Annotated in this window: 25 protein-coding genes and 1 pseudogene; 16 read left to right on the forward strand and 10 right to left on the reverse strand. The window is 65.8% G+C overall.

Features of this window, described 5'->3' with window-relative positions:
* On the forward strand, positions 1–420 hold a 420-nt coding region (locus ABH935_RS30710), incomplete at its 5' end, for a ricin-type beta-trefoil lectin domain protein (protein WP_370381438.1).
* A gap of 83 nt (positions 421–503) precedes the next feature.
* A pseudogene (locus ABH935_RS30715) lies at positions 504–707 on the forward strand (transposase); the annotation flags it as partial.
* A 90-nt stretch (positions 708–797) separates the two neighbouring features.
* On the opposite strand, the gene ABH935_RS30720 reads toward ABH935_RS30715, so the two are convergent.
* Positions 798–1,130 (reverse strand): hypothetical protein, encoded by a 333-nt coding sequence (locus tag ABH935_RS30720; protein WP_370381439.1) that lies wholly within the window; start codon positions 1,128–1,130, stop codon positions 798–800.
* Between the two features lie 701 nt (positions 1,131–1,831).
* Here ABH935_RS30720 and ABH935_RS30725 point away from each other — a divergent pair.
* Both ABH935_RS30725 and ABH935_RS30730 read left to right on the forward strand, forming a co-directional pair.
* Positions 1,832–2,173: a hypothetical protein gene (locus ABH935_RS30725; protein ID WP_370381440.1), complete on the forward strand. Its 342-nt coding sequence runs from the start codon at positions 1,832–1,834 to the stop codon at positions 2,171–2,173.
* 429 nt (positions 2,174–2,602) lie between these two features.
* A complete protein-coding gene (locus ABH935_RS30730) occupies positions 2,603–3,253 on the forward strand; it encodes a hypothetical protein (RefSeq protein WP_370381441.1) in 651 nt (216 codons plus the stop codon).
* A gap of 147 nt (positions 3,254–3,400) precedes the next feature.
* Here ABH935_RS30730 and ABH935_RS30735 read toward each other — a convergent pair whose 3' ends face one another.
* From ABH935_RS30735 to ABH935_RS30750, 4 genes are all read right to left on the reverse strand, one after another.
* Positions 3,401–4,069 carry a hypothetical protein gene (locus tag ABH935_RS30735; protein WP_370381442.1) on the reverse strand — a complete coding sequence of 223 codons (669 nt, stop codon included), beginning with the start codon at positions 4,067–4,069 and terminating at the stop codon, positions 3,401–3,403.
* 85 nt (positions 4,070–4,154) lie between these two features.
* On the reverse strand, positions 4,155–4,835 hold the full coding sequence (locus ABH935_RS30740) for a transposase (protein ID WP_370381588.1): 681 nt from the start codon (positions 4,833–4,835) through the stop codon (positions 4,155–4,157).
* Positions 4,727–4,999, reverse strand: coding sequence for a winged helix-turn-helix domain-containing protein (locus ABH935_RS30745; protein WP_370381443.1), 273 nt, complete (start codon positions 4,997–4,999; stop codon positions 4,727–4,729). The genes ABH935_RS30740 and ABH935_RS30745 overlap by 109 nt, the downstream gene beginning before the upstream one ends.
* On the reverse strand, positions 4,909–5,292 hold the full coding sequence (locus ABH935_RS30750; RefSeq protein WP_370381444.1) for a helix-turn-helix domain-containing protein: 384 nt from the start codon (positions 5,290–5,292) through the stop codon (positions 4,909–4,911). Before ABH935_RS30750 ends, ABH935_RS30745 begins: the two co-directional genes overlap by 91 nt.
* 92 nt (positions 5,293–5,384) lie before the next feature.
* Here ABH935_RS30750 and ABH935_RS30755 point away from each other — a divergent pair, with 92 nt between their 5' ends.
* From ABH935_RS30755 to ABH935_RS30770, 4 genes are all read left to right on the forward strand, one after another.
* On the forward strand, positions 5,385–5,741 hold the full coding sequence (locus ABH935_RS30755) for a hypothetical protein (protein ID WP_370381589.1): 357 nt from the start codon (positions 5,385–5,387) through the stop codon (positions 5,739–5,741).
* 140 nt (positions 5,742–5,881) lie between these two features.
* Positions 5,882–6,925, forward strand: coding sequence for a HEPN/Toprim-associated domain-containing protein (locus tag ABH935_RS30760; RefSeq protein ID WP_370381590.1), 1,044 nt, complete (start codon positions 5,882–5,884; stop codon positions 6,923–6,925).
* A 39-nt stretch (positions 6,926–6,964) separates the two neighbouring features.
* Entirely contained in the window at positions 6,965–7,102 is a 138-nt protein-coding gene (locus tag ABH935_RS30765; RefSeq protein ID WP_370381445.1) for a hypothetical protein, read from the forward strand.
* Between the two features lie 231 nt (positions 7,103–7,333).
* Positions 7,334–8,665, forward strand: coding sequence for a hypothetical protein (locus tag ABH935_RS30770; protein ID WP_370381446.1), 1,332 nt, complete (start codon positions 7,334–7,336; stop codon positions 8,663–8,665).
* 15 nt (positions 8,666–8,680) lie between these two features.
* Here the strand turns inward: ABH935_RS30770 and ABH935_RS30775 are convergent, their stop codons facing one another.
* From ABH935_RS30775 to ABH935_RS30795, 5 genes are all read right to left on the reverse strand, one after another.
* Positions 8,681–9,685: a C40 family peptidase gene (locus ABH935_RS30775; protein WP_370381447.1), complete on the reverse strand. Its 1,005-nt coding sequence runs from the start codon at positions 9,683–9,685 to the stop codon at positions 8,681–8,683.
* A gap of 13 nt (positions 9,686–9,698) precedes the next feature.
* Complete coding sequence (locus tag ABH935_RS30780) at positions 9,699–10,925, reverse strand: cytochrome P450 (RefSeq protein ID WP_370381448.1); 1,227 nt, start codon at positions 10,923–10,925, stop codon at positions 9,699–9,701.
* Positions 10,922–12,160 carry an MAB_1171c family putative transporter gene (locus tag ABH935_RS30785; RefSeq protein ID WP_370381449.1) on the reverse strand — a complete coding sequence of 413 codons (1,239 nt, stop codon included), beginning with the start codon at positions 12,158–12,160 and terminating at the stop codon, positions 10,922–10,924. Before ABH935_RS30785 ends, ABH935_RS30780 begins: the two co-directional genes overlap by 4 nt.
* Positions 12,157–12,681 carry a hypothetical protein gene (locus tag ABH935_RS30790; RefSeq protein ID WP_370381450.1) on the reverse strand — a complete coding sequence of 175 codons (525 nt, stop codon included), beginning with the start codon at positions 12,679–12,681 and terminating at the stop codon, positions 12,157–12,159. Before ABH935_RS30790 ends, ABH935_RS30785 begins: the two co-directional genes overlap by 4 nt.
* 64 nt (positions 12,682–12,745) lie before the next feature.
* Positions 12,746–13,276 carry a helix-turn-helix domain-containing protein gene (locus ABH935_RS30795; RefSeq protein WP_370381451.1) on the reverse strand — a complete coding sequence of 177 codons (531 nt, stop codon included), beginning with the start codon at positions 13,274–13,276 and terminating at the stop codon, positions 12,746–12,748.
* Between the two features lie 200 nt (positions 13,277–13,476).
* On the opposite strand from ABH935_RS30795, the gene ABH935_RS30800 reads away from it, so the two are divergent.
* The 8 genes from ABH935_RS30800 (at position 13,477) to ABH935_RS30835 (ending at position 22,111) form a co-directional block, all read left to right on the forward strand.
* A complete protein-coding gene (locus ABH935_RS30800) occupies positions 13,477–13,791 on the forward strand; it encodes a hypothetical protein (RefSeq protein WP_370381452.1) in 315 nt (104 codons plus the stop codon).
* A gap of 44 nt (positions 13,792–13,835) precedes the next feature.
* Positions 13,836–14,555 carry a hypothetical protein gene (locus tag ABH935_RS30805; protein WP_370381453.1) on the forward strand — a complete coding sequence of 240 codons (720 nt, stop codon included), beginning with the start codon at positions 13,836–13,838 and terminating at the stop codon, positions 14,553–14,555.
* 206 nt (positions 14,556–14,761) lie between these two features.
* The gene (locus ABH935_RS30810) at positions 14,762–15,913 is read left to right on the forward strand and encodes a hypothetical protein (protein ID WP_370381454.1); all 1,152 of its coding nucleotides are present in this window, start codon (positions 14,762–14,764) and stop codon (positions 15,911–15,913) included.
* 5 nt (positions 15,914–15,918) lie between these two features.
* The gene (locus tag ABH935_RS30815; RefSeq protein ID WP_370381455.1) at positions 15,919–17,445 is read left to right on the forward strand and encodes an SCO6880 family protein; all 1,527 of its coding nucleotides are present in this window, start codon (positions 15,919–15,921) and stop codon (positions 17,443–17,445) included.
* 380 nt (positions 17,446–17,825) lie between these two features.
* Positions 17,826–18,965: a type VI secretion protein gene (locus ABH935_RS30820; RefSeq protein ID WP_370381456.1), complete on the forward strand. Its 1,140-nt coding sequence runs from the start codon at positions 17,826–17,828 to the stop codon at positions 18,963–18,965.
* Between the two features lie 21 nt (positions 18,966–18,986).
* Positions 18,987–20,819, forward strand: coding sequence for a type IV secretory system conjugative DNA transfer family protein (locus tag ABH935_RS30825; protein WP_370381457.1), 1,833 nt, complete (start codon positions 18,987–18,989; stop codon positions 20,817–20,819).
* Entirely contained in the window at positions 20,816–21,631 is an 816-nt protein-coding gene (locus ABH935_RS30830) for a hypothetical protein (RefSeq protein WP_370381458.1), read from the forward strand. Before ABH935_RS30825 ends, ABH935_RS30830 begins: the two co-directional genes overlap by 4 nt.
* Positions 21,632–21,658: 27 nt before the next feature.
* Complete coding sequence (locus tag ABH935_RS30835; protein WP_370381459.1) at positions 21,659–22,111, forward strand: hypothetical protein; 453 nt, start codon at positions 21,659–21,661, stop codon at positions 22,109–22,111.
* Positions 22,112–22,120: the final 9 nt, after the last annotated feature.

Consider the following 22,120-nt stretch of genomic DNA (forward strand, 5'->3'; position numbering starts at 1 on the left):
ACCGCCAACGACACCGCCCAAACCTGGAGCCTGCCCCGGACGGTCGTCTCGGGCGTGTCCTCCAGCCTGTGCCTGGACGACCGGGACGGCAACACGGCTGACTTCAACCCGGTCCAGGTGTACACCTGCGATAACACCCCGGCCCAGGCCTGGACCGCGGTGTCCTCCGGCAACACCCTGCACGTTCTGGGAAAGTGCCTGGACGTCAACCAGGGCAACACCGCCAACGGCACGGCGGTGGACTTGTACACCTGCAACAACAGCGGCGCGCAGGTATGGACCCCGCAGCCCAACGGCCAGCTGTACAACCCACAGTCCAACCGATGCCTGGACGACACCAACTTCGGCGGATCCGGCACCCAGCTGCAAATCTACGACTGCACCGCCAACGACACCGCCCAAACCTGGCATCTGAGCTAGGAGCTGTTCGCAGTTCAGATCTAGGTGTGGTCCGGTGGCGGGCTGGCTGGTGCTGGTAGAACTCGGGTGTGGCGCGTTTCGATGTGCCGGATGCCGAGTGGGCGTTGGTCGAGCCGCACTTGCCGGTAGCGGCCAGCGGGCGGTTGCCGCGGCGGGTGCGGGACCAGTTCAACGGGATCATGTGGCGGTTCCGCACCGGGTCAGGCTGGCGTGATGTGCCGGAACGCTACGGACCCTGGTCCACGCGCTACTCGAGGTTCAACGCGTGGTCCAAGGCCGGGGTGTTCTAGCACCTGATGGACGTGCTGATCGCCGAGGCGGCTTCACGCGGCCTGGTCGGGTTGGAGCTGGTTTCGCATTCCTCGGGCGTCGCGGTGTCACTCGTAGATTCGGGCGCCGGAGAGTTGGATGGCGATGGATCGCCAGCTCACCGTCTCGATCGGTTCGCGTGTGATCCCGTGCTTCACCATCAGCGCGGGTAGGGGCTTGAGGTAGGCGTCTTCCAGCCAGGCGGCCCATGCGCCCAGCCAGGCTGGCAGCGAACCGCGAGCCCACTTCCCGAAGTATGACCACTTGTTGTTTCGGGTGCGCTCGGCTGTCTCGGCTTGACCGAGGAGGAAGTCGTCGATCAGCCATCGGACGTAGCCCAGCAGGCTGTCCAGCCCGTCCACCTCCTTGGCCTCGCCTTGGATGTCCGGCCCGTCAGCCAAGCAGGGCTGGCGCTTCGTCCCGGGCGGTGCTCAGCAGGCAGGCGACTTCCCACCAGTCCGTCATTATGGGCTCGGCGAACGCGGGATTGCCGAGCGCGATGTTCTCTTGTGTGAGGGCCAGCAAGGTGGCGATCGCGGTGAGGAAGTCCGGGATCGTGGCGTTCGGCCAGGGCCTGACCGCGGCCTCCGCCGAAAGCAGGCGTAGGTAGGCGACGAAGCCTGGAAGGCTGTCGATTTCTTCCCAGGGCGTCGACGTTCGCGGGCTGGTTCACGTGCGCAGATTAGCCTGGCGCAGACCGGGTGATCGCGTGGGTTTCGAGTTGGCGGAGCGCTGCCTTCCTGCCTTCCGTGGTGAAGGCGTAGTAGGTGCGCCGCCGTCCAGGGCCGCGGCCAGGCGGCGCCCCGGCGAGCCAGGATGCTTCGTCTCCAGGTCTGCTGGTTAGCCATCCCGCGCTGTGCAGCCGTTTGAGCAGCGGATAGAGGGTGCCGCCGATGCCGGTGTGCGGTGACCTCCCATCCGTAGAACTCGGCCCAGTCCTGGTCGATGACGTCGCGAAGGAGCGTGCGGAGCGGCTGGCTGAGAAGGATCCGTTCGACGGCGATGTCCTCGAAGGGCTTGGGCGGGCTGGGGTTGCGCCGCGTGTTGTTCCGGATCACCGCCTCGGCGAGGTCTGTCAGGCCCGCCTGCCATCCTGAGCTGCATGTCATCCATCGAAGCGTTGCGGCATGAATACGACGCGGAGAACGGCACATTCCTCCTACGCGCTCGCATCGAACGCGTATGGGACCGCGAAGCCTTCAACCGGTTGCAGCGCACAATGCGCGAGGTCTGCGAGGAACTGGCCGATCAGGACCGGATCGACCGATGGATCGCTGACGCGTTCTGGTTCGCCGAAGGCTTCGTCCGCGAAGACCAGTCCTTCCACCGCCCCGAGCCGCAGGAGTACTTCGAGGACGCTAAGCACAGGATGTTCGACCTCTGCTCCTGGCTGTTCACCGGCCAGAGCCCATACCTGCCTGGGCATGTGTGGCCAGACCTGTAGCCCGATCTGCCCTCCCACCGATCTTTCGCAGGCGAAACCTAGGCGAAAACTCGATGGGAAAGCGAAAGATTCAACGGGAACCTACAACTAATTAAACTGGTGGAGTACATGTATTCGAACCGTGCCGTATTCTTCCGCCATCGCCAGCTATTGATGATGAAGGGCTGACGTTCCGCAAGGTTGGGCAGGTAGCTGCCTGACGGCAACTCACGCCGATCGACTCCAGCTCCATCGAGCTGGAGTCCTCACTTTGCCGTCGACCTCGCCCGACCTCGAGTAACGTAGGCGAGCATGTACGTACTCGCAGATGCTCGAACCGACAACATCACGGCTTGGGGCACTCTCGGTATCTTCGCGGCTACGCTCCTAACGGCCATTGCTGCCATCGTCATCGCCGTACGAGGAACGAAGCGTGACGACCGACTTCGCATGTCCGACAAGCAGGAGGCGGACGAGCGTTTCGAGAGGGAGCGTGTTGAAGCTGAGCGTCGCCTTACCGAAGAGCGAGCAGCGGCTAATGAACGGCTGCTTGAGGAGCGCGAAATTGCAGAACGACGAGTCGTCGAAGAGCGCGAATTCGCCACGGCGGAACGGCTCCACGAGCGTCAGGCTGGGCGCGCCGCTGTCCTGCTCGGATACGTGGCGTTGTTACGGAGGAACCTTCCCCTCATCGAAGAACGAAATGCGCGCGAGGCTCCCAGCCCTACTTGGGTGACACTTGAGGAAGTAGCTCGTGAGCTCGTATCAGGTGCCCATGTCGATGCCCCGATGCTCGGCAACGCCGAGGTTGAAGAGCGCTACCGGACGCTCGTCCACCTGTTCCTGAGCGTCAGACAGAAAGATTGTGAGGTGACGCCGGGCAAGACGGTCGGCGACCTCCGCAACTATGCGAAATTCGTGAAGCTGAGCCTGATTGCCCTGGTCGAGGGGACTGAGCTGCCTAAGAACGAGGGACAGAAGCATCCCCATCTCGCCTCTTCGGGGGACCGCGCGCAGTGGCATCCGTCTCACATCCCACCGGACTTCGATGATGAGGCAACGTTGGACCCGCATGACCCGCAGTTCCGTCCGCTGCCCTAAGCGACCGTGCCAGGCTCGACGCTGTTGAAGTCTTCCGGGCCGCCCGCTGACCGACAGGCACAGGTGAGTGCCCGGACTGAGTGTCAGCTATCGCGCACACGAGTTCCGCGAGACATGCCCTAGCCAAGACTTTTGACCAACCGCAGGCTATCTCCGGTACAACCTGACCTGGCCACTGAAACTCCACCTTGCCGGCTGCGGCTGCGAGTCGTACCACCCACCCTGCTCACGTCGCAAGTAACGGAACGTCGGCAAGGTACCGGACTGGTTGGCGATGTAGACCGTGCATCGGCGGACTTCGACCGCATCCTCGAAATCACTCATGGGATGGAAGGCCTGGCCGGTCTCGGACACGATAGGTATCCCGTTGGTTGTGATAGCGCGAGCCAACGAAAGGATCCGGGTCACAGGCTCGGTCCGGCTGGCGCGGGATTCGTTATAGCGGGGATGGGGCTCAAGCTGGACTGTCAGCACGCGCAGGGTGGGCGCTTTCTTGGCCAACATGGCGATAGCAGCCAGCACCGCCGGGTTCTGATCTGTGGCCAAACTCGAGGCGCCCAGCGCGCCCGGCGCCGATGCCAGGCTTGGGGCCGCGAGAAAGCGCTGGATCAAGGCCCGCGCCTGCTTGCCTTTCGCGTCAGCTTCATTCTGCGCGTCGACCGCGCGGCACACGTCGCAGGCCGGGCCGGCAGGTCCGCTCAGAGAGTAGTGGCGGTGGCATCGGCGCTCTCCGCACCGCAAGCACGTCGCGACCGCGTCAAAGCCGCAAAAGCATGTACCAGCCACGGCGACAAGCCCTTCGAGAAACGAAAGCACGCAGGACTAGCTTCCCTCTGATCCTAGAGTGGGAGAAGGGCAGCGTCTCCCATTCGAGTACTACTGAGGATGAATGGTTGACGTTCTACGGTGGTTCGAGGCCGAGGCCGGTTTCGGCGATGAAGCCGTCGAGCAGGCCGTCGCGCCGGTACTGCATGATGCGTAGCCGGGTTTTGACCAGTGCGGCCAGGGCGTCAGTGCCGTGTGGTGCGAGGTTGGCCAGTGATCGTTTCAGCGCCGACCACACGCCTTCCACCGGGTTCAAGGTCGGCGTGTAGGTGGGGAGGTAGAACACGGTCAGCCAGTCGCGCTCGGCGATCAGCTTCTTCATCGCCGCGTCGCGGTGGCTGGTGTCGTTGTCCCAGACCAAGACGATGTTGGCGCGTCCGAGCTGCTGGTGCGCGGCGTCCAGCATCCCGGCCAGGTCACGCTCCCTGAAGCCCTTCTTCTCGTTTCTGCGGCCGTGGTAGGCGATCGCCCGGTAAATCAGGCGGGTGCGGCACCCGGGCCGGACCGCGATCATCCCGGCCAGGTTGACCCGGCCCGAACCCTTGCCCGACACCAGGATCTTCGGTGTCTGGCCGCGCCGGGACCAGGTGCGAGCCTTGGGCGGACGCAGCGACTGCCCGGCTTCGTCCTCGAACAGGATCCAGGCCTTCAGCCGGGCGGCAGTGCTTTTACCTGCGGCCAGGTCTCCTTCACCCAGGTGGCGACCTTGTCCTCGTCGCGCTCGGCGGCGACGTGCTGGGGCATCTGCGGACTCCAGCCGATGCGGTGCAGCAGGTAGGACACACCGCGCGGGGTGTAACGGACCCGGAACAACTCGAAGATCAGCCGCGTCACCCGGGCCAGGGTCCAGCGCTGATCCTCGACCCAGCCGTGCACGGCCGGGCCCTCCTCCAACGCCTGGGCGAGGGTCTTAAGCTGCACCTCGTCCAGCCGGCACGTGGCCCACCCGGACCCTTCGACACCAGCGCCCCGGCTCCGCCGGCCCGCCAGGCGCGCTTCCACTCGTTCACCGACTTGCGCGTCACGCTCAGCTCGCGCGCGATCTGTCCGACGTCATCTCCGCGCTCGAACCGCTCAGCCGCGGCGAACCGCAGCGCCTCCCGCGCGGCCGTGGCCTTCACGGTCGACCGCCTCTGTCCGGGTACCTCATAGTCCGAACATGCAACAGCCGCCAAGCCGCCGTCACCATGGCGAACCTGGCGAAACGTCAGCACTTCATCCTCAGTCCCTCAAGGGCAAGCTCGGCACCAAGGACCAGTAGCACGAGCAGATCATCGACCTGGTCGACGCGAACCTGCGCGTCTCCATCTACCAGGACCCCCGCAGCGAGCGCGACGTCCAGGACGTGCTGGAGACCATCTTCCGGGCCAAGGCGCTGGACTACCTGCGCGAGAAGGACACCGTCCCGTACTCGACCAAGCGCTACATTCCGGACTTCACCTTCAACCGGCTGGGCTTGGCTGTCGAGGTGAAGTATTGCAAGGACGACAAGCGCGAGAAGGAACTCATCGGCGAGATCAACGACGACATCATCGGCTACGCGGGCCGGTACGACCGCACGGGGTTCGTCATCTACGACCTCGGTTTCATTCGGGACGTGCGGCAGTTCTGCGGCGACATCGAGAAGAATCCGAACATCCACGTTCTGATCGTGAAGAAGTAGCGACGGTCGAGCACAGCTGGTTGGGTTGGCCGTAGCCGGTGGCTCCGGCGCGTAGGACACGAAGCCGTCGCTCCCACGGTGCGCGGCGGTCATCGGGGAAATGACTGCGCGGGGCGACGTCCACACCCACAAGGAACGGCATCGATACCGAACTGCTCGCGGTGTTCCGAGACGACATGCTGCGCGTACGTACCGTCCCCGCGATCGACTACTACACGCCTGTTGACTCCGATGAGAACGACGACGACGTCCCGGTTATAGAGTTCCGCGCATCCGCCGGTGCGGTCGCCGACCGCCTTGACGCCATGGGCGTGGATGCCGACGCTGTCCGCGCCGTCTTGAACGAGCAGTTCGAAGAAGCCGGCCACGACGAAGAGTTCCTATCCGCGCTCTCCGATGAGTACCGCGCCGAAGTCGAACGTTCAGACACCCTGCTCCGTACGCTCGACGCGGATACATGGATCGAGCGATTCCGGGAGGCTCAGGCTGACGCTGACGCTGACGCTGCCGCAGCCGACGACCGGTTCCGCACTGGCAGCCGGGCATGGCTCCTGTCCCAGGTGGACGACTGGGATGAGCGCTTCTTGCTACGTCTGTACCTTCTGGTGATGCCCGACGCGCAAGAAGTGATCTTGGATGCTACGGCTCTGGAGCAGGGTGGTTGGGTAAATGATCCAGCAGAGCTCGCGTCGGCTGCCCTCGAATCGATGCGGGATGTGGCCGCCGCCCATTCCGCGACGGTCGTCTTGACCGAGGGCCGCACCGACTCGGAGTTCTTGGCTGTGGCCCTGGGGGTTCTGTATCCACACCTGACAGACCTGATCCGCTTCCTGGACTACGAACAAAAGCCTGAGGGCGGTGCCGGGGCGTTGGTCCGGCTCGTTAAGGCGTTCGCGGCTGCCGGGATCGCGAACAGGGTTGTGGCCCTGTTCGACAACGATGCGGCGGCGCTTGATGCGCTGCGGTCGCTCAACACGGCAGATCTTCCGCCAAGCATCCGGGTCATGCGCTATCCAGATACTGCCCTTGCGGCGGACTACCCCACGTTGGGGCCACCCACGGTAGAAGCACCTCAAGGTTCGATATCGCGCGCGGACGTCAACGGCCTGGCGGCGAGCGTTGAGCTCTATCTGGGGCGAGACGTACTCGCCGGGCCGACTGGGGAGTTGCGCCCGGTGCACTAGCGGTCGTACCTGTCCGGCTCGTCCTGCTACCAGGGCGAGGTGACCGGGAAGGATGAGATTCATCGGGCCTTCCGCGCCAAGTACGCCGAGGCGCAAAAGAACCCAGCAAGTATCCAGACACAGGACTGGGACGGGCTGCGCGCGATCTTGCAGGCGGTGCTCTCCGCGTTCATGTAGCGCGACGTCGGTCCGGCTCGTGCAACTGTACCGATGCCCGCCACCAGACATCACATCATGCCGGCGCGGACTCGGAGACCCAATTCTCGGCCTCATGGCCGATGCCGTGGCCCGGGTAAAGAAGCTCCGCGAGCGGGTCCAGGTCATGCTCCGGCGCCCCGTCCAGGACGACGAGAACTCCCCACCGAGCATGACCGCCCGTGAGACGATCCTCCACAGGGAGGAGAACTCATGGCAATGCCGGATTACGTTGGCCAGCTCAAGGGCACGAAGGTCGACGCCTTCCTGAGGGAATTAGTGCAGCTCGATGTGCAGGACCTCCGAGCGATCTTGGTTGAGGTCTTCAAGCTGCAAGGCTACGAAGGCGATCGGGTAGTCAACTACTTCAATCAGACGGGGCACGCCCTGTCGCTCGTCTACGTGGCAGCCGGCAATAAGAAGCACCCAGATACCGTCAGGGAGCTACGGCGTGAAGCAAGCCTCACCGAGGCGGACGTCGTGCAACTGCGGGAACTCCTAAAAATTGCGCAAGGTCCGCAGGCCGATCATCTGGCGTCGTTCTTCAGCTTCTCCTCGCGTCCAGTCGCTGGCTGGTGGAAGTACCGAGATCAGTTCCAGATCGTGCCACCACCACCGAATGCTCCCGTACCTTCGACTGTCGTTGGTGATTGGCCCTTCATTGTCGAGGCACGGTACAGATCACTGGACCACTTTGGTGTCAAGATTCAGCGGCGCACGCAGGCGACGACGCATCTACGACTTCTGCTGCCAGTACTGGTCATCGGGCCGAAGTTCAAGCCAAACGTGGACCGCGGCACAAAGCACTGGGTGATTCCACCTCCCGATAGGACGGCAGAGCCGCAGCCAACGAACTTGCAGCGTCTGCTCGCTGCACTCCACTTGCGACGCCGACCAACCCAGCAAGAGCCTTTCCAACTCACGGACGTGATGTACGCCCAAGAGTTCTACGGCGTGGCCGGACACGTCATCGGCGGGCCTGAGCTCACAGAGCTCGACCAGGCTGATGCGATCACAGTGTTGGCTGACCATGAGGCGTACTACCGGACTCGCGGGATCGGCGTTGACGACGTGCTGCAAGTCCCGGCAGTCCTGACGCAGCTCCTCGACAACTACTACGCGTTGGACGAGAAGGAAGCCAGTCGCTACCGTCGAGCCTGCTACTGGTTCAACATGGGGTACTTCTTCCACGGCTACTCGATCTCTTCGAGCTTCTTCGCCCTGGTTGCTGCCATCGAGTCGCTGTTACCCACCGGCAATGGCCCGCACAAGTGCCCAGACTGTCGCGCAGACCACTACCCATCGATCAGCAAGACGTTCCGGGAATTCCTGGAGACCTACGTTCCGGATCGACCAGACCGTGACTCGTTCTACGACATGCGATCGAAGATTGTTCACGGATCGGCGCTTCTACACCTTGACCTTCGAGAGGAATTCGGCGGGTTTTATCCTGGCCAACTCGATCAAGGCGAGGAGCTAGACAACCTTTATCGGGTGTGCCGCATCTCTCTGGTCAACTGGCTTCTCGGCCAAGGGGCGGCGTAGGGCCTGCGTAGGCGGTCAATATATCTCGCGGCGGATCGCGACGAGATTTTCCCTCCAGTAGCCGGCCAGCAGGCTCAGCTGGACATTCAGCCCGCTGTGTGGCGCCTCCACCAAGATCCCTTGCCCCAGGTACATGCCTACATGCCCGGGTGCGGTCACGGTTCCGTCCGATCCTGGGACGAACAGCAAATCGCCCGGAAGCAGGTGGTTCGTGTCGTAGACCGGTAGGCCGACGGTGGACTGCGCGACGCTGCCGCGGGGGATGGCGATGCCCGCGGCGCGGTACGCCATCATCATCAGGCCGGAGCAGTCCCAGCCGTCGGGGCCGGTTCCGCCCCAGATGTAGGGCTTGCCGATTTGTGCCAGTGCGAAGCTGATGGCCGTCACTATGGGTGCGGGGAGGCCGACCGGGATGTGGTAGCGAGCAGCGTTGGCGGCGCCTGCGGCGACGGTGATGTCGCTCGAATCTTCTGGTGTGCACTTCGATGCGCCGGTGAATGCCGTAGCGAGGGCTTGGGCTTCGTCCTGCCATTTGGCGTAGGCGTCGGGGAAACCGCTGCGCTGTACGGCTTGGGCGGCGTCGGTGGTGGACATCGAGCGCCAGCCCGGGACTTGGAGCAGTCTGCTGTAGAACTGCTGGGCGGCGTACGTCGGAGTCAGGATCTGTGCGGGGCTGCCCCAGCCTTGGGACGGGCGTTGCTGGAACAGCCCCAGGCTGTCACGGTCTCCGTAGTTGAGGTTCTGGAGGCCGGACTCCTGGAGGGCGGTGGCTATGGCGATCGTCTCGCCGGGCGCTGGGACCCTCATGTTCATGCCGACTTGGGCGATGATCTGGGCGTTCGCCAGTTGCGCAGCGCTCAGACTTCCGATGCGGGTCGGACCCCCGCGGAAGCCAGCCGTGCATATGGAGGTCGTGGTCGAGTCGGGTGCTGTGATGATGGCCCCTGCTACGGCCGCGACTGCGGCGACGGCGAGCAGGGGCGCGGATATTGCGGCGACTATGGCGGGCTTGACGGGCATTGTGCTCTCCTCATCAGGCGGGCTGCGCCGTGAAGGTGACGGGCAGTGCGGTGACGGCGTGCTGGCGGTGGTCGGGCTTCCAGGGCAGGTCGTGCTCGGGGATGGCGAGTGCGAGATTCGGCAGTCGGTGGATCGCAGTCCACAAGGCGGTGCGTACTTCCATGCGTGCGAGCGGGGCGCCGAGGCAGTAGTGCGGTCCGTGGCCGAAGCCGAGGTGTCCGGCGGCGGCGCGTTCGAGGTCGATGTCGTCGGGGTTGGTGATGTACTGCGGGTCGCGGTTGGCTGAGCCGATCGCGAGCAGGACGGTCTCGCCGGCGGGCACAGTGCGCTCGCCGACGCGGATGTCCTCGACGGGGAAGCGCCGGATTGCGGTGAGCATGGGTCCGTCTCGGCGCAGCAGTTCCTCGACGAGTGCGGCCATGCGGGGTGTGTGCGGATCAGGTTCCTCGCGGACGAGGTCCGCCAGCTGTGGTTCGCTGAGCACGGTGGCGATGCTGTTGGAGATCAGGTGCACGGTGGTCTCGAAGCCGGCCCACAGGATGAGGAACGCCAGCGATGTCAGTTCGTTCTCGGTCAGCCGGTCGTCACCGTCACGCGCGGCGATCATCGCGGTGAGCAGGTCGTCGGCCGGCTCGGCGCGCTTGCGTTCGATCAGGTCGACCAGGCAGGTGTGCATGCCTGCGACGAGTTCGCGGGTGGAGGGGCGGTTCGGGTCGTTCGGCGTCATCAGCGAGCGGGTGTAGGCCTGGAACGCGGCGCCGTCCGACTCCGGGATCCCGAGCAGGTCGCAGATGACGACCACGGGCGTTGGGACGGCGAGCGCATCAACGAGGTCGGCACGACCATCCGGGGCGATCGCGGTGACGAGCCGGTCGACGGCGGCCTGGATACGCTCGCGCTGCGCCTCGACGCGGCGGGGGGTGAAAGCGGAGGAGACTAGGCGGCGAAGTCTTGCGTGTGCCTCGTCGTCGACGTTCATCAGGTGCTCGTCGAGGGCCGGCGGGAGACCGAAGCCCTGGTAGCCGTGGCGGGAGTTGCGGGCCTCGATGGACATGCGCGGGTCGGAGAGCAGCGCCTTGACGTCGTCGTAGCGGCTGATCACCCAGACTTCCCCGCCGCTGGGCTTGACCGCTTGGTGAGCGCCGCCGGTCTCCCGCAGCTGCGCGTACGCGTCGTACGGGCAGCCGGACAGATGCGGGGCCATCTCGATCGGCTCGGTGAAGGGCAGGCTGGCACTCATGCGATACCTCCGGTCGGGGTCAAGTCGGTGTTAACGAGCTCGGGCGGCGTCGCCGACCGCTTGGTGAAGTGCTTGGTGACCTTCAACAGCCACGCCAGTTCGGCGTCGAGGTCGGCGGGGGAGTTTCCCACTGTGGGCGACGAAGTACGGTCACCGTGGGCCGCGGCTTCACGGGCGTCGAGCGCGGCATGGATCTGTTCGGCGGTGACCGCGGCGTCCAGGTCGTCGTTCACGAGACCGCGGTTGGCGAAAAGCGTGCGAACGTGCTCCGCGTATGCAGGGTCCTGGTAGGGCCGGAGCGTGAGGATCCCATCGCGGATTTCCACGACGCGCCGCGCGACGTAATACTCCACATCACCTAGCAGGCGCATCGCGGTGCGGGCCCTGGCTAAGGCGCTCCCGGACCGGCGGTCATCAAAGGCGATGGAGGCGTCTAGCGTGTAGAAGCACGCCCACAGCGGGCGCAGCCGGATGTAGGCGATCAAGCGCCGTGAACGTTGAGCGAGCGCGGAGATGCGCGGTCCCCACCAGTGCAGGGTCAGACCGATCATGACCAGAAGTGCGCCGAGTCCAGCGCCGACTTCGGCGACGTTTTCCAACGGGGAGATGTCGACGTCGGCAAGGGCGGCGGTGATGTCGGCCAACCGAGTGACGCTGTAGAACAGTCCGATGGCTGCGCCGATGCTCGCGGTGATCAGCCCGGTGCGGAGCCAGCTGGGGCTCATCACCTTCGCATACCGGCGGCACAGTCGGATGACCTCGACTTCGGCGGTCGTGTAGGTCGTCAGGTAGATGAAGAGGTAGGTGTCGTACTCGACCGATCCGCCGTACCAGTCCTTAAACGACTGCTGGAGATGGTGCGTGGAGTCGCTGTGTACGAACAGCGTGATCATCGCGGTGAGCACCACAGTCACGATCGAGATTGTGACCTTGATACGGCGCCGCGCCCGATCCGGGCTGTAGGACCACAGTTGTAGGAGGGCAAGCTGGCTGGCGCTGTAGCACACGACCAGGCACATGGTGATGAGCGTGTTCGACTCGGGCAGGCCTGTCCAAGCATCGGTCCGGTTCCAGACCTCTGACCACCCGGCGGTGAAAATCAGCGCGAAGGAAAGATAGAGGAACCAGGCGGCAAGACGCGCCGGTTCCCTGAGGATGGCGCGGAACCGCTTGGTGCTGGAGAGTACGACCGTCCAGGCGAACAGCGCGGTCAGCGGATACAGGGTGGTGTTCATCGCTCACCTCGCGAGAGAGAGGTCGTGATGCGCGCGATGACGTCATCGGCGCTGGGATCCGTGGCCTGCGGTACTTCTCGAAGCGGTTGACGTCCGATCCGGCGCAGGATCAACGTGGCGATGAGCTCGGCCTCGAACTCGTCGTCCTCGGCGTATGAATCGCGGCCGAGCACGCGGAAGACATCGCTGACCCTCGCGCCGGCCGCGATGGTCAGCGCCAGATCGTTGCTGAGCTCCTTGCCGGGCACGTGGGCGCGCAGGATGTGCCCGATCTCGTGGAAGACGATGTGCTGTTGGTGCAGGAGCGAGGTGTCTTCTTCGTAGAAGACGTAGTCGGCTTTGGCCGTTCTCATCCAGGCGCCGCAGAGACCGCCGATCACCATCGAGTGCGACATCAGGACGAGGCTTCGGCCAATGTGCCGGCCAAGGCGCGTACAGAAGTCCTCAAGTTCGAACGGGTCGGGCAAATCCAGGCCAGCGACCAGCGCGGAGCACTCGCGGCGCGACTGGTCCCGGTTCACCGCAGTCCGCCCGGAGCTGGCGGCAGCGCGAGTTCGCGCAGCGGGATGGACCTACGATCCAGCGCTACTCGTCCGTGTTCGAAGGCGATTCGGCCGGAGGAAGTCCTTCGACCTCGCGCACCCGGTCGATCATGCTCAAGACCAGCTTGACGCTCTCCGGCGGTAGCCCAACCGTGCGCATCGCCACGTCCTGGACTCCGGCGTGCTGCAGCGCGGCGACCAGCTTGAGCTGCTCGTTCGTCTCCTCGGTGTCCTCGTGCTCGTCGAAGTACGACAGCGGCACCCCGAAGAACTTCGCAAGACCCTGGATCGCGTCCATCATCGGGTTCGTTCTGACCCCGTTGACCAGCTGGGACAGGTAGCCGACCGAGATCGACGCTCCACCTGAGGCCTCGATCGCCCGGATGGCCTCCCGATAGGAGTACTTCTTGCCGTCGGGCTTGCGCTTGTTCTCGAACAGGTACTGCAGCCGCTCGGCGATGACGCCCGGGTTGGCCGTGCTGAGCTGCGGTGACTGCTCGTCGGGCGCAGTCGGTTCGCCGGTCGCAGCAGGCGTCGCCGGCTCCTCGCCCGCTCCCTTGGCCTGCTTGCTCATCGACGGTCCCTTCTCGGCGTGCCAGCTGCCCGAATGCTGTCCGCTCAGGTGAACACTGCTGGGTCATTTCAGCTTACCCCGTTCGCTCCGGTTGACGTGTCCGATATGTCACAGCTTATGGTGGATTCACAGTGTTCGCAGAGATGAACAGTTGCGAGGCCCCCAGGCCTCGCCGATCGACTCGGAGGCAGGTGAAGGTCATGATCGAGATCTCCATTCAGCAGGCCGTACTCCAACTGATCGATCACGCCGCGGGCGTGATCCCCGACCCGCCGCCGGCGGCGCCGGTCGGATCGGGCGCGATCGGCACCTTGTTCTCATGGCTCAAGTGGGGCGCTCTGACCTGCTGTGCGGGGGCGGTTGTCATCGGCGGCTGCATGATCGCCCTCGGCAACACCTCGCGTCGGGCCGAGATGGCCGAGCGCGGAAAGGTCACTCTGTTCGGTTCCGTCATCGGCGCGGTCTTGGTCTCGGTGGCGGTCACCCTGATCACCGCCGCGTACGGCTTGGGCTAGGTCCGCGCTCGATCACAGGCGTATCGCCACCACCAGGAGTCACAATGCGTAACCTTATCGGCGCAAAGCGCCTATTTCCGGGAGCTCTCGCCGCCGGCGTCGTGCTGGTCATCGGGGCAATCACCGTTCCGCTCATCTGGGGTCATGACGACGGGCACGTCGCGATTAAGCCCGCGATCCTGGTGCCCGCTCCGCCCTCTGCCGCGGCTCCCTCGGGTCCGATTTCGCTGGTTCACGGTGCCCGTGCTGCCGACGGCATCGAGGTCGGCTTTCCGCACACGCCCATCGGCGCAGTCAGTGCCGCATCGGAGTACGTCGACGCCGCGGCGTCCACGCTCGATCCGGACTACGCCGCGTCGGTGATGCGCGTGGCCGGCGACCCGGGCAACACCGCACTGCCGTCGAGCCTCGCCACGAGCATCCTCAAGCTTCGGTCCGAGCTGCAGCTTCGGTCCGACGGGTCACTGGATCCGCCGGTGACGTTCCAGACCACGGCACAGATGTATCAGCTTCGGAACGTCGCGGCGGACGACGTCCTGGTCCTCCTGCTCACCGACAGCACGTTCGTCAACGCGCAAGGCGGGACGGCCCAAACCACCGGCGTGTTCCCGGTGCAGATGCGTTGGATCGCGGGGGACTGGAAGATCGGGGCCATCGGCCGTACTGGCCAGGACTACTCCGCGCTGGCCGCCATCCCCGATACTCAGGCCGCTGTGAAACAGGGCTGGCTCGCCCTCATCGCAGCTACCGGCGGTGCGTCATGAATCTCTCTGGCGTGGCTTTCGAGCCTCCCGGATCGGGCAGCGGCTGTCTCGACGGGGACATCGGCAAGTGCCTTTCAGATGTGGCTGCGCTACCCGGCAAGGCAGCCGGTGCGGTGGCCTCCGGTGCTGAATCCGCGGTCGGTGACGTCGCCAGCTCGGCCTGGGATTCGATCTGCCATTCCTTCGCGGACGCCTTCGCCTCGGTGTTGAAGTGGTTCGGCGGCGTGTTCGTCTCGATGCCTGATCCCGATCTCGGGTCCATCCACGGCGTGTACGCGATCAGCCTGACCCTCGGCATGATTGTCGCGGTCGTCCTGTTGATGGTGCAGGCCGGCTCTGTGGTGTGGACGCGTTCAGGCGCACCGCTGGCGCAAGCGCTGACCGGCTTACCGAAGGCAGTGCTGGCCTCGCTGCTCACGCTTGCCGTCTCCAGCCAGATCATGGCGGCGTCCGACGACCTGGCGAACTGGATCGTGTCGTCCAGCGGCAGCAGCATGACGGGGTTCACCGAGCGGCTGACCACCTTGCTGGCAGTCAGTACGCCGACGGGACCGGCGATCCCGTCGGTGCTGCTGTTGCTGTTCGGCCTGATCGGCATCGGTGTCGTGCTGACGCTGTGGCTTGAGCTCGTGCTGCGCAACGCCGTGTTCTGCGTCATGGTGGCGGTCGCGCCGATCAGCGCGGCTGGCCAGATCGGCTCCACGACCACGGAGTGGTGGCGCAAGCTGGCCAAGGGCGGAGTCCAGCTGGCCATGGTCAAGCCGGTCATCGCACTTGTTTTCGCTATCGGCCTCGATACCACTGGAAACGCCACCGGCATTACTGGGGTGATCTCCGGGATGGCCGTGCTCTTCATGGCCGTGTTCGCCTGGCCGGCCATCGGGCGTCTGTTCACCTTCACCTCGGTCACGATGGGCGGAGCGATGGGCGCGGGCGCGGTGGTTGGCGCGGTCGCCAACCGCACGGCCGGTGGCGGGCCGGGCGTCGACCCGGCTGCGTTCGGCCAGTTCTCCGAGCGCCAAGCCATGTCGGCCCACGCCGCAAGAGGCGCCGGGGCCGGCGCGGGCAGCACTGCAGGAGCCGGGGCGTCCGCTGGGCCTGCGGGAGTCGCGGTTGCCGCGCTCCAAGCGCTGCACAAGACGATCAATGCGGTGGGCTCGCGGATGGAGCAGCAGGCCGGTCACGCGGGGCTGGAGGGCGCCAATCCTTCGGCGTACCCCGCTGGATATCCGATGTACGGCTCCGTCCGGATGCCACGCGGCGCCATCTCATCTCGGTCGGGCAGCTCCAGCGGCGAGCAATCGGACTCTGCAACCGGGGGTCCGACCGGCAAGGCCACGAACAACGGAAAGGTCTGATCAACATGGACTCACGTGTTCCTGCCCGGACCTACGTCGGCTGGCAGCACGAGAAGGTGCACTTCCTGCTCGGACTCTCCGGTCGCCGCGCCGCCCTCGTCGGAGCGGGCGTCTTCCTCGGCCTGCAACCACTCGCCTCCGGCAACTTTGCCGGCGTCATCGTGTTCTGGCCGCTCGCCCTCCTGCTCGCCGGGTGCGCCTACGTGCACGTGGCGGGCCGCACTCTCGACGAATGGGTGATCACCGCGGTCTCCTTCAGCTTTCTGAGGCTCCGCCACAAGACCGAATTCCTGTCCGGAGCCTTCGCCCCGGAGCGCGGTCTCGAACCGGCCCGCCTGGACCTGCCCGGTGTGCTCGCTCCGCTGCGGATCCTCGCGGCTCACGACGGCGTGGGCAGGGAGATCGCGGTCCTGCACAACCCGCACGCATGTACCTACACGGCGGTTGCGCTGGTCGACCCCGCCGGGTTGGGACTGCTCGACGCGGATCGTGCTGAGGCGATGGTCCAGGCTTGGGGCGAGGTGCTTGCCTCGCTGTGCACCGAGGAACAGCCGATAGCCAGGCTCCAGTTCGTTTCGCGCACCGTGCCGGAGACTGGAGGAGCGCTGCGTTCCTGGCACACCGCGCACCTCGATCCCGCCGCTCCGCTCGCGTCTGTCATGGCGAACGAAGCGCTGCTCGCCGCGACACCGGCCACGTGCCGTCGCCAGATGTGGCTGGCGATGTCCCTGGACGCCAGACGCGCCTTGACCGCGATCCGTGCGGCAGGTGGCGGCGACCAGGGAGCCTTTCGAGTTCTCGGGCAGCAAGTACGGGCACTGAGTCCACAGCTCGCCGGAGCCGGCATCAAGATTCCCCATTGGCTGGACACGCCAGCGCTCTCAGAGGCCATTCGCACGGGGTTCGACCCGCATGCGGCGACCTTGCTCGACCAGCGCCGCGCGGAGGCGGACGAGCAGGTCGGCCGCGGCGACTTGCCCACCGTCCAGGCCGGCCTTGATCCGTCGGCCGCAGGCCCGGCAGCGGCCGAGAACTCCTGGTCGTCGTATCGACACGACGGCGCCGTCTCCGTGACCTACTCGATCCACGCGTGGCCGATTTCCCCCGTCTACGCGACCGCGCTGGCATCGCTGCTCGCGGACGCGACCCACAGGCGTTCGTTCTCGTTCGTCATCGAGCCGCTCGGGCCGCGAGCAGCGCAGAAGGCGGTGATGGTCGAGCGCACGAAGCGTGAGGTCGGTATCCGGCTGCGCGCTCGAACCGGTCAGGCCGTCTCCGCCTCCGAACAGGTGGCGCTCGACCGGGCCGCGGCGCAGGACGCCGAGCACGCCCACGGGTCCGGTCTGTGCCGCTTCACCGGCTACCTCACGGTGACAGTCGACGACCCGAACGAGTTGCCGGACGCTTGTGCGCAGGCAGAAGCCGGCGCCGCTCTCATCGGGATCGAACTGCGGCGGATGTACGGTGCTCAGGACACCGGCTTCGCCATGACCCTTCCCGTCGGTCTCGGCCTTCCGGCGAAGCGGTGGTGACCACGATGGGTACGACCGTCAGCAAGCGTCACCAGCTCGCCGCAGTGACAAGCCTTCCGGCCATCTCGATTACTGAGCTTCGACCTCTGGCTCCCGCTGCTTCTACACCGCCTTCCGCGATCGGTCGGGCTGAGCCGTGCCCGCCGAGTAGGGCTCCGCGGCGCGGGATCAATCGCCCCTACTCCGGCCGTGCCGTCCTTGCTCCGCCACCTCGGGTCTATCGGGCCGCAACTGCGCAGCTTGCTGGGCTCTACCCGTTCCTGTACGGCGGTAGCGTCCCGGCGGTCGGCCCGTACGTCGGCACGAACCTGCTCACCGGCGCGGCGTTCTCCTGCCATCCCATCGCCTGGCTCAACCACGGACTGATCACCAACCCCAACGTGCTGTTCACCGGCATACCCGGGGCGGGCAAGTCGGCGTACATCAAGGCCCTTTCTCTGCGCTTGATATCCTACGGCGTCAAGACTCTCGTCCTCGGCGACCTGAAGAACGAGTACAAGGAACTCGCCCATGGGCTCGGCGTGGAGCCAGTTCAGCTGGGGCCAGGACTTCCCGCCCGGCTCAACCCCCTCGACGCCGGCCCGCTGGGTGAAGATCTGCCCAGTGATCCCGTCGAGTTGGAGGAGCGCCTGGCCGAGATCCACCGACGGCGGCTCACGCTCCTCAACGCTCTGCTGTCCACCAAGCTCGGCCGCCCGCTGTCGCCGACGGAAGAGGCTGCCGTTTCCCTCGCCATCCACGAGGCGACAGGTCAGGCCGGTGCGGCTACCGCCCTGGTAGACCCGACGCTGCCGCAAGTGTGGGCGGTGCTTCGTGACCCGACTGGCGAGATGGCGCGGGACCTGCGGGTACGCGGTGGGGACGCCGAAGAACTCCGCGACATGGTGCGGCAGGTCGCTGATGCGCTGCGCGCGATGGTCCACGGCTCGCTCTCGGGCCTTTTCGACGGCCCCACCACTGTCGCCCTCGACTTCACCGCACCGATCCAGACCGTCGACCTCTCCCGCCTCGACGGTCGCGGAGACGAGACGATCGCGATGACTCTCGCCTGCGTCTCGTCCTGGGGCCAGTCCGCGATCGACGATCCGGCGGGGCCGGTCCGCCTCGTCGTGCGCGACGAGCTTTGGCGCGCGATGCGGATTCCCGCGATGGTGCGCAAGCTCGACGGCGACCTGCGTCTGTCCCGTGCCACCGGCACGATCCAGGTTCTCGCCACGTACAGGCTGGCTGACTTCGAGACCGTCGGTGCCGCCGGCAGCCCGGAAGCGGCCATCGCGGCGAACCTCATCGCCAGCTGCGACGTGCGAGTGTGCCTGGCCCAGGACGTCGCGCCGCTCGCCATGACCCGCGACGCCATAGGGCTCACGGGCCCCGAGTGCTCCCATATCGCCTCCTGGGGCGCGACGCACATCGGCCACGCTCTGTGGAAGGTCGGTCGGCATCACTCGGCCGCGGTTCGTCTGGAGCTGACACCGCTTGAGCGCGAGTGGTTCTACACCAACCAGCGGATGTCCGCGTAGACGGAAGGAGGTTGGTTCGTGATGGCTACGCGTTCCGCAGTCCCTTCTCCCGCTCGACACCTGGTGCACGACGGCAAGGACTTTGTCATCGTGCTCGTTGTCGGACTCTGCGCGGTCGCTGGCGCCGGCGCCTGGTTGTGGGGCGAAGCGGCCGGGCTGTTGGCGCACGGTACCGTGCCTCGCGTCCCGCCTGCACAGAGTCTGCCGATCGTGCTGCACCTGGCCAGGCATCTGCGTGATCCACGTGCGGCTTGGCCGGCTGACGCGGCTGCGATGCTTCCGGGACCGGTGTTCTTCTACTGCGCCGGCGTCCTCCTGTTTGCCGCGTGTGCCGGACTGACCGTCGTCGGGCTTCGCGTATGGGTGCAGTTCAGACGACGCGACGACGGATTCGCAACGCGCAGAGACCTCACGGTCCACCTGGCTGCAACGGCGGTCGCCAAGCGCGGGCCGGTGGTACGCCCGAGCCTGAGGAAGACGCCGTTCAGGCTGACCGACGTCGGGCTGCCGCTCGGCCACTCCATTCCGGAGAAGGTGAAGCTGGCAGTCTCCACCGAGGACTCCGTCGTTGTGATCGCTGCTCCCCGTCAGGGCAAGTCCTCGCAGGTAGTGATTCCTTGGGTGCACCGTTGGCCGGGATCGGCGCTGGTGACGTCGATGCGGATGGACGTGTTGCTGGCCACCGCGGCGCTGCGAGCGGGCCAGGGACCGGTCGCGGTCATGGCTCCGACCGGAATGACGTCGTGGCCTGCGATGGTCCGGTGGTCGCCGACCTCCGGCTGCAAGAACCTGGATAAAGCCCGTGAGCGTGCCGAGGTGATGGTCACCGTTGGGCGCAGCGAGAAGCAGGACTCGTCGAACGCCGGATACTTCGGCGCCAACGCCACCAACTTGCTCACCCTGTGGCTGCATGCTGCGGCGCTCGCCAGCTGCTCCATGCTCGACGTGCTCACTTGGTCGCTCAACGACCGAGACGATACGCCTGTAAAGCTCCTGCGCGATCACCCGGATGCTGCATCCGGCAGCGCCCAGCTGCTGGACGGCCTCTATCGGACGCCGCCGGAGACCAAGTCCGGCCTGTGGACCACGGTCCAGACCGCGCTCGCTCCGTTGCTCTCGCCGACCGCGCAGGCCACGTTCTGCCCGGAGGCCGAGTCCGAGTGCTTCGACCTGGAGTCCTTCCTGCGATCGAAGGGGACTATCTACCTTCTGGTCGAGAGGAAGCAGGCCAGTGCTCTCGCTCCGCTCATCGCGGTGTTCGTCGACGAGCTGATTGAGACCGCGAAGCGCATCGCGGACACGATGCACGGCGGTCGCCTCGACCCGCCACTCGGTCTGTTCCTCGACGAGATTGCCAACGTCGTCCCGCTCCCGTCCCTGCCCGACCTGATGTCGTTCGCCGGCGGCTCCGGCATCTTCATCGCCGCCATCCTCCAGTCCCGCGCCCAGGCCGAAGCCCGTTGGGGCGCGGAGCAGGCAGCGATGCTCTGGGGCGCGGCCACCGTCAAGCTCATCCTCGGCGGCCTTTCCGGCAACGAATTGCGTGACCTCTCGGAGAACTTGGTCGGTGAGTACGACCGGCACATGACCACCTACCAGCGCTCGGACGATGGCTCAATCACCACCGGGACCTCGATCCAGCAGTACAAGACCATGACGGCCGAGGACATCCGTACGCTCAGCTCCGCCGAGCGCGAGGCGCTTGTCATCCACGCCACCACTCCGGCGGTGAAGATCCGGATGACCCGCCACTACGAAGGCCCCGACGCGGCGCTGTACGCCCAAGCAGAAAGGGACGCGTACGCCACACTCGCCGACCTCTCTGCGATGGCGGTGAAGGAGCGGACCCCGTGAACGGCTTCGACGACCGTCACACATCGCCACCTTCAGTCGCGCCGAGCGCCGGACGTCGGATTCGTGGCAGGCCTCGGCAGACTGCCAGCCGCCTCACTCGCAAACCGCGGGTCGCGTCGGAAGCCGCGGGACCTGGCGAGGGCCGGCCCGGAGCCAGCGACGCCCATGTCCCCCTGGTCGAGTGGCACGCGATGACCGAGCCGGAGTACACGCTGGCGTGGGAGGAACTACGCGGCTGGACTGCGTGGCTCGTCGGTCGCTACCGCCTGGTGCTCGAAGACCGGCTACCCGATTGTTGGCCACGGCATCCCGAACTGATCGAAGAACTATGGGCTCTGCGTGCTTGGCGGATGGAAGCGTATGGGCCCGAAGGCGCCGGTCAGTCAGCCGTCTACTGGCATCAGGCCCTTGTCACCTTCCTCGGGCACGTTTCCATCTGGTGGGCCGGTGGCTGCCGCGCTGGCCACACGAACCCGACCACCGACCTCAGTCCTGAGCGAATCCGTGGGTGGGCGTACCCCGATCCTCTTGCCGGCGTTCCGCAGCACCTGTGCCAGCCCTCATCCGAACAAGGGGTGATCAGCATGCCCGAAATCAACGTCGTCACCGCGGCACAGATGCGTGCCCTGACCAAGGCAGGCCTGGCACATCCGCAGCACGAGACCATCGCTGCCTTCACCTATTACGACGGCTCCTGGTGGGCCTTCGGCCCGCGTGAGGACGACGACGAAGACGCGATGTGGTTCCGCGCCGACGACGTGGACCTCGCCTTTGATCACACCTTCAGCCGCCAGCCCGTCTCCACCGACTGAGACACGCAACCGAAAGCGAGAACTCCCATGACCACCACCGAAATCCATACCGGCAGGGCAGACCACCAGGCGTACATCGAGGCGGTGCGGGTTGCGCTGCTCCTGGAGGACATCCAAGTCGGCGACGCGGCCTTCAACGCCGGCGTCCTGCGCACAGCGGCGATGACGCTGCTCCCGCCCGACGACGACTTCGACGAGCCCTGGCACCACACCTTCGTCAGCGCCGAGCGCGTGGAACTGCGCTGGAACGAGGAAGACGGCTGGTCCCTGCTGGCCCTTCATCGCAGCGACGGCAAGAGCCTGCCCACGATCTGGCGGCCCGGCTTCGGGGCCGTCCTGCCGGCCAACGAGATCCGCACCTGGCTCGCCCTGCTGCTGGCGATGCCGGGCGTCTCGCTGAGCCAGGAAGACGGCCCGTACCGCTCGCACCAGACAGACGATCCCGAGTTCGAAGCCTCCCTGGCCTTCTACGCGATCTGAGCTGCCCGC

The sequence above is a fragment of the Catenulispora sp. GAS73 genome, assembly GCF_041262085.1.
Lineage (GTDB): Bacteria > Actinomycetota > Actinomycetes > Streptomycetales > Catenulisporaceae > Catenulispora.

Bases quoted from the DNA above. Each gene is read 5' to 3' on its own strand.
- ABH935_RS30725 (WP_370381440.1), top strand. From the start codon at position 1,832: ATGTCATCCATCGAAGCGTTGCGGCATGAATACGACGCGGAGAACGGC.
- ABH935_RS30800 (WP_370381452.1), top strand. From the start codon at position 13,477: ATGATCGAGATCTCCATTCAGCAGGCCGTACTCCAACTGATCGATCAC.
- ABH935_RS30770 (WP_370381446.1), top strand. From the start codon at position 7,334: ATGGCAATGCCGGATTACGTTGGCCAGCTCAAGGGCACGAAGGTCGAC.
- ABH935_RS30805 (WP_370381453.1), top strand. From the start codon at position 13,836: ATGCGTAACCTTATCGGCGCAAAGCGCCTATTTCCGGGAGCTCTCGCC.
- ABH935_RS30815 (WP_370381455.1), top strand. From the start codon at position 15,919: ATGGACTCACGTGTTCCTGCCCGGACCTACGTCGGCTGGCAGCACGAG.
- ABH935_RS30730 (WP_370381441.1), top strand. From the start codon at position 2,603: ATGTCCGACAAGCAGGAGGCGGACGAGCGTTTCGAGAGGGAGCGTGTT.
- ABH935_RS30795 (WP_370381451.1), bottom strand. From the start codon at position 13,276: ATGAGCAAGCAGGCCAAGGGAGCGGGCGAGGAGCCGGCGACGCCTGCT.
- ABH935_RS30785 (WP_370381449.1), bottom strand. From the start codon at position 12,160: ATGAACACCACCCTGTATCCGCTGACCGCGCTGTTCGCCTGGACGGTC.
- ABH935_RS30780 (WP_370381448.1), bottom strand. From the start codon at position 10,925: ATGAGTGCCAGCCTGCCCTTCACCGAGCCGATCGAGATGGCCCCGCAT.
- ABH935_RS30775 (WP_370381447.1), bottom strand. From the start codon at position 9,685: ATGCCCGTCAAGCCCGCCATAGTCGCCGCAATATCCGCGCCCCTGCTC.
- ABH935_RS30825 (WP_370381457.1), top strand. From the start codon at position 18,987: ATGGCTACGCGTTCCGCAGTCCCTTCTCCCGCTCGACACCTGGTGCAC.
- ABH935_RS30835 (WP_370381459.1), top strand. From the start codon at position 21,659: ATGACCACCACCGAAATCCATACCGGCAGGGCAGACCACCAGGCGTAC.